This is a genomic window from Vulcanococcus sp. CPBay_Sum15L08_68 (assembly GCF_017855895.1).
Classification (GTDB): domain Bacteria; phylum Cyanobacteriota; class Cyanobacteriia; order PCC-6307; family Cyanobiaceae; genus Vulcanococcus.
This window is the reverse complement of the sequence record NZ_JAFMFX010000083.1, coordinates 1-6,389: the sequence shown is the minus strand read 5'-3', so window position 1 is coordinate 6,389 and position 6,389 is coordinate 1. Positions and strand designations below refer to the sequence as shown.

4 protein-coding genes are annotated in these 6,389 nt (G+C 65.2%); all 4 read right to left on the bottom strand.

What is annotated here, in order from left to right; all coding sequences use genetic code 11:
- Positions 1-113: 113 nt before the first annotated feature.
- Positions 114-1,856, bottom strand: a complete 1,743-nt coding sequence (locus tag QZ189_RS10280; protein WP_296421703.1) for a sodium:solute symporter family protein — start codon at positions 1,854-1,856, stop codon at positions 114-116.
- Between the two features lie 47 nt (positions 1,857-1,903).
- Positions 1,904-3,001 (bottom strand): 23S rRNA (adenine(2503)-C(2))-methyltransferase RlmN, encoded by a 1,098-nt coding sequence (gene rlmN / locus QZ189_RS10275; protein ID WP_296421702.1) that lies wholly within the window; start codon positions 2,999-3,001, stop codon positions 1,904-1,906.
- Positions 3,001-3,156 carry a high light inducible protein gene (locus tag QZ189_RS10270; protein ID WP_010315249.1) on the bottom strand — a complete coding sequence of 52 codons (156 nt, stop codon included), beginning with the start codon at positions 3,154-3,156 and terminating at the stop codon, positions 3,001-3,003. The genes rlmN and QZ189_RS10270 overlap by 1 nt, the downstream gene beginning before the upstream one ends.
- On the bottom strand, positions 3,153-6,389 hold a 3,237-nt coding region (locus QZ189_RS10265; protein ID WP_296421701.1), incomplete at its 5' end, for a DNA-directed RNA polymerase subunit beta''. The genes QZ189_RS10270 and QZ189_RS10265, both read right to left, overlap by 4 nt.

Sequence of the window (6,389 nt, the reverse complement as noted above, 5' to 3'; positions counted from 1 at the left end):
AGCCAGATGCGAGCACTCACCGCAAACAGGGCCAAACCAAAGAGCAACACGATCGCGGCGGGGAGCAGGGTGGAGCGGAGAAATTGCACGGTTGGGCCTAAGCGATCAGGCCATCATCCCTCCGCCGGCACGCGACCGCTGCCGCGGCGCAGCAACAGGCCCCCGACCACCGCCAAGACCAGACCACCCCATCCCCAAAGCTGCAGCTTCAAAAGGAAGCCACCGATGCCAAGCAGGGCACCAAAGAGCAGGGCGCAGCCAGCCAGCAACAAGAGCAACAGGCCTGGGAGCGTCTCGTCGGCCTGCACGGCCGTCCGCTGGCGCCAGTGGGTCCAGCCGGGACCCGGGGGGCGGACCTGACGGACAAAGCGCTCGAGCACCTCGGGCGACTCCGGCGGGGTCGCCAACATCGCCAGCAACCAGAGCCCCGCCGTCAGCAGGGTGGTCACCAAGAGGCGCACGCCGTAGTCATCGATCCGCAACAGGGGCACCACGGAGGTGGAGAAGCCAATCAGGAAGCCGCCGAGTAGGGCCGCCAGCTCAGCGGCCGCATTGACGCGCCACCAGAACCAGCGCAGGACAAGAACGACCCCGGGCCCAGTCCCCATGGCAATCACCAACCGGAAGACCGTGCCGATGCTGGTGCTCATCAAGGCGGTGAGCACCCCCAAGACCACCAGCAGCACCGACGCCAGCTGACCGACCAGGAGCAACTCCTTCTCCTTGGCCTGAGGCCGAATAAAGCGCTGGTAGAGGTCATGGGTGAGGTAGCTGGCTCCCCAGTTGACCGAGGTGCTGACGGTGCTCATGAAGGCGGCCACCAGGGAAACAACGACCAGTCCCAAGGCCACAGGGGGGAGCAGTTGGACCGCCAACAGGGGGTAGCTCTGCTCCCAGTCGGTCTGATCCGGCAGCAGGACCACCGCGGCCAGGGCCACCACGATCCAGGGCCAGCTGCGGAGGACGTAGTTCACGCCCAGGAAGACCCAACCGGCGGTGCGTGCTTCGCGCTCGTCGCGGGTGGCGAGCAGGCGCTGGATGAATTCGCCACCACCATCGCTGCGGCGGAAGCTCCACCACTGGAGGGCCAGGTAGGAGCTGAAGGTGGCAATGGAGATGCCTGCCCCATCCAGCCACTGCAGCCGTCCGCCCTCGACCTGCCAGGGCACCAACGACAACAGCTCTGGCCGCTCGAGACCGCGGATGCTCTCCAGCAGGGCATCCATCCCGCCCGCGGCATGGACCGCTGCCACCGAGACAGCGATCGCCCCCAGCAGGGCCAGCACCAGCTGAAGCATGTCCGTGACGACCACGGCCCAGAGGCCGCCAGCCGCGGTGTAGACCAAAACCAGCAGGCCAACGATGGCCAGCAGGGTGACCCTGGCCTGGGGCGTGGGCGCCAAGCCCAGGGCCTCACTCACCTTGGCCATGGCCAAGAAGGCATAGCCCAGGCCGATGCAGTTGATCGGCAGGGCAAACAGAAAGGCCTTGATGCCCCGCAACCAAGCGGCCGTGGGCCCGCCGTAACGCAACTCCGTCAGGGCCGCATCGGTCAGGACACCGCTACGTCTCCAGAGCGGAGCAAAGACCACCGCCATGGCGACATGGGCCACACCAAAGCTCCACCACTCCCAGTTGCCGGCGAGGCCGCGCACGCCCACCAGACCCGCCACATAGAGGGGCGTATCGATCGAGAAGGTGGTGGCCGCCATCGAGGCCCCGGCCAGCCAACCCTTGAGCTGACGACCCGCAACGAAGTAGTCCTCCTCGCTGCGATTGCGGCGGGCCAGCCAGAGGCCAACGACGAGGCTTGCCACCAGATAGGCGATGACGATCGCCCAATCGATGCTGGTCATGGCCGCCCTTCACTGGAGGGCAGTCTCCCTCAGTTCAGCAGCAACGGCTACGCGGGCTCCAGGCTTCCTTCGAGGCGGCGGCGCAGCTGACCACAGGCCGCATCCGCGTCCAAACCGCGGCTGGCGCGAACACTGACGGCCACATGCCGGTCCATCAGCGCGCGGCGGAAGGCTTCGACGGCCTGGGGGGTGGGGCGCTGGAACTCCTCTTCCTGGATCGGGTTGTAGGGAATCAGGTTCACGTGGCTTTGGAAGCCCCGCAGCAACTGAGCCAGCGCCGCCGCATGGCGCGGCTGATCATTCAGGCCACCCAGCAGGATGTACTCGAAACTGACTCGGCGGCCGGTGATCTCCACGTACCGGCGGCAGTCCTCGAGCAACGCCTCAATGGGGTAGGCATGGGCGGTGGGGATCAGCTCCTCGCGAAGCCGCTGATCCGGAGCGTGCAAACTCACCGCCAGGGTGAATTGGGCACGGCCCAGGCGCTCGAGGGCCAACTCCGCCAGTCGCGGCAAGGTGCGCGGAACCCCGACGGTGCTGACCGTGATCTGACGCTGGGCCATGCCCAGATCCGTGCAGAGGCAATCAATGGCCGAGAGCACGGACTCCACGTTCAGGAGCGGTTCACCCATCCCCATGAAGACCACATGACTGGGGCGTTGGTCCATGACCTCACGCACACTCAGCACCTGATCCACGATTTCGTGCACCGCCAGGGAGCGTTGCAGGCCCCCCTTGCCGGTGGCGCAAAAACGGCAGGCCATCGGGCAGCCCACCTGGCTGCTGACGCAGACCGTCAGGCGACCTTCGGCGGGGATCCCGACGGTCTCAATGCTGAGCTGATCGTGGGTCCCCAACAGCAACTTGGTGGTGCCATCACTGGCGATGCTGCGGTGGAGCTCCCGCGAGCGTCCCATCCAGTCGAACGCACCGGCAGGGGGTTGGGTAGCGAGCTCCTCGCGGAAGGCCTTGGGCAAGACCGAGACCTGATCCAGGGAGCGCGCTCCCTTGGCATAGAGCCAGTCATGGAGTTGCCGGCCGCGGAAGGCGGCCTGCCCGTGCTGCTTGGCCCACTGCTCCAAAGCAGAGAGGCCCATCCCCAGTAGGGGACGGGCCTCGTCCAGTGGCGGACTGGCCTGGGGCATCAACCCCAAGCCAAGAGCGCATGCCCCAGCTTGTACTCCACCGCCAGCAGGGCGATGAAGCCCAGCATTGCGACACGACCGTTCAGTCGTTCGGTATGGGTGTGGAAGCCGTAGCGCGGCAAACGGCGCTGGGGAACGAGCTTGGGCTGGATCATGACTCGTCGGCCAACAGACCCTCATTCTGGAGACCCTGAACGGCCTCCGGGTCGGCGATCAGCTCCTCCTCAAGTCCCTCTTCCACCGTGGGGCGGGTGAAGGCTGCGGTGGTGCTGGCGCTGGCCTCGATGCCGTGGCGGGTGCGGGTGGCATCCAGGTCGGCATCGGAGGGATCGTCGAGGATCGCGCCGGCATTGGCCGCAGAGGGAGCTGCCGGCATATCGACGGTGTAATCCGGGCGCAGGTTCTGCAGACGGCGGTAGTTCATCGCATCCTCATCAAGGATGTCGGGATGGGGACCCGCCTCAGCGCGGAGCTCCTCTTCGAAGCCGCTGAAGCCGGTACCTGCAGGGATCAGGCGACCAATGATCACGTTCTCCTTGAGGCCGCGCAGCCAGTCGCTCTTGCCCTCGATGGCGGCTTCGGTCAGCACGCGGGTGGTCTCCTGGAAGGAGGCCGCGGAGATGAAGCTGTCGGTGTTGAGGGAGGCCTTGGTGATGCCGAGCAGCACCGGAGTGAACTCGGAGGGAGCACCACCGGTGATGGCCATGGCGCTGTTGACCTGCTCCACCTGGCGCAGTTCGATCAACTCACCGGGCAGCAGGGTGGTGTCGCCGGCGTCCTCGATCCGGACCTTGCTGGTCATCTGACGAACAATCACCTCGATGTGCTTGTCGTCGATGGTCACGCCCTGGGACTTGTAGACGTTCTGGACTTCCTGCACCAGGCGGAACTGGAGCTTGGAGATCGCCTCCATGGCCGCTTCCAGGGTCGGCTTGCGGCTGCGCAGATCTTCGAAGAAGCACTCCAGCAGCTCGTGGGGGTTGATCGGACCGTCGGTCAGCAGCTCACCGGCGGTGACTTGCTGGCTGTCGCTGACCATCACGTTCCGGCCCAGGAGGATCGGGTACTCGGTGATGGAGTCATCGCCTTCGATGACCGTCACGGTGACGGAGTCGTCGTCGTCGCCCTGCTTGATCTCAACGGTGCCGGCCTTGCGGCAGAGCACAGCCGATTCCCGCGGACGGCGGGCCTCGAGCAGTTCCTCAATACGAGGCAGACCCTGCACGATGTCACCGGTCTTCTGGCGCTCGAACACCAGGAGGGCCAGGGAGTCACCGCGCTGCACCAGTTCACCATCGCGAACGTGCAGGACGGAATCGGGCGAGACCATGTAGGGACGGCCCAAGCGGATGGTGAGGGTGTTGCCATCCACGGACTGAACCTGACCGCAACAGGGGGCAGGAACGCCCTTGGCCAAGAGATCGCCATCGACGAAGCGCTGACCGGGCTTGACCTCGGACTTCGCAGAGCCCAGGTCAATGCTGCGGGTGTCGCTTGCGCGCTCAACGATCAGACGGCGCACAGGCTCACCATCGATCACATCGGGGACCTGCACCACACCGTCTTCCTTGCAGAGGATTTGGGTGGTTGCGACCACATCACCGGCCTTGACGCTGTCGCCGTCATTGACGGAGAGGTCGGTATGGGTGGAACCGTGGCTGGCGTCAGACAGGGTGTCGCGACGAACCAGCAGGCTCTCAAGGATCACGAGCTGGAGGCGCTCGATGGTCTTGGCGCGCTTGTCGGGAACAGCCTCGACATCCACCGTCATTTGAGGGGTGGTGTCAAAGGTTTCGAGGATCAGCTGCGTGCGCAGCAGTTCGACGCCCTCAACGCTCTTGATCAGCTCGCCGTCCTTGAAGGCCAAACGCTGGGTGGCCTTGAGGCCCAGGCTGGGACCGTTCTTCTGGGTGACGCTACCGAGATCAGGCAGGTGAGCCTCATCGGGGATGCGGTACTCCTCAACGGGACGCAGCAGCAGGGCGCCGCCCTCGGAGGTCTCGACGGCTTCAACGAAGACCATGGCCTCGGCCTTGAGACCCTTGGCGATCTCCTCGCCGGGGTTGACCATCTTGCCGTCGCTGTAGCGAGCCACGACCTTGGCGTCGGAGACGTGGTGCAGCTGGCCGGAGCGAACGATGATCTCGCGAAGAATGTCGTTCTTCTGGGTGACGGTGACGATGCCCGCGGTCTGGCTGAAGATGTCCTTCACCACCTCGGTGCCGGCTTCAATCCACTGACCGTCTTCGATCATCAACAGGGAGATGTCCTTGTTGATCTCGTGGGTCTCCTGGGGGATCCAGAGCAGGGTGCCGCCCTTGTTGACCTCGTAGCCGTTCTTGGCGCTACGGGCTTTCTTGATGGCCAGGCCAGGGGCGAACTTGACGATGCCGCCGGTCTGGGTGCGGAAGCGATCATCGGCGAGTTCCGCGATCACCTCACCGTTACCGATCTTGGTGCCGGGGTGGGTGTTGAGGCGATAGCGGATGTTGTCCTTGCCCTCCAGGTGCCAGAGCTCACCAGCATGGGTGGATTCACCCAGCAGCTTGCAGTCCTTCAGGGTGAGGCTGGTGGTGACGATCTGGACCTCACGGGAGTCGCCAGCGCTCTCGCGCAGGCGCACGGCACCGCCGTACTCACTGACCAGACGGCTCTCGGCCAGAACCTCGCCAGTGGTGACCTTGGTGTTGCCAGCGATCACGGGCTGGGCGTTGGGCGGCAGGTTGTAGACATCGCCGCTGTAGACCCACATCCGGCCAAGACGCTGGGCCTTGAAGGTGCTGTTGCCCTGGCGGTCGGTGACCTCACGGGGCTGGATGGCGTCCTCGTAACGCACCTGGCCAGCCAGGTCACAGATGACGTCCTTGGTGGCCTTCTCAACGCTCTTCTTGACGGAGGAGCCAGAAGAGATCTGGGCCAGCATCATGTCGGCCGGCACCTCAGCGGCATCGGTGACGAACAGCAGGGAACCGGCGGTGATCGAGAGCTTCTGGGCCTTGCCGCTGCCGCTGGGCTTCAGGGTCAGGGGGAAATCGTTCTCGGCGATCTGAGCCTCCACACCGTGGGGGGTGCGGAAGGGGCGCACGCGCGCCTTGGCTCCAAACTCGATCGTGCCCGCGATTTGCGAGCGAACCACACCCGTTTCTGCGGTGGACACACCACCGGTGTGGAAGGTCCGCATGGTGAGCTGGGTACCGGGCTCACCGATGGACTGGGCGGCGACGATGCCGACGGCTTCGCCCAGGTCAACCAGTTGGTTGTGGGCCAGGGCCCAGCCGTAGCACTTGCGGCAAACCGAACGGGCGGCTTCGCAGGTCAGCGGTGAACGAACCACCACGGTCTGCACGCCGGCGGCTTCGATCTGGGCGGTGATGACGGCATCGATCTC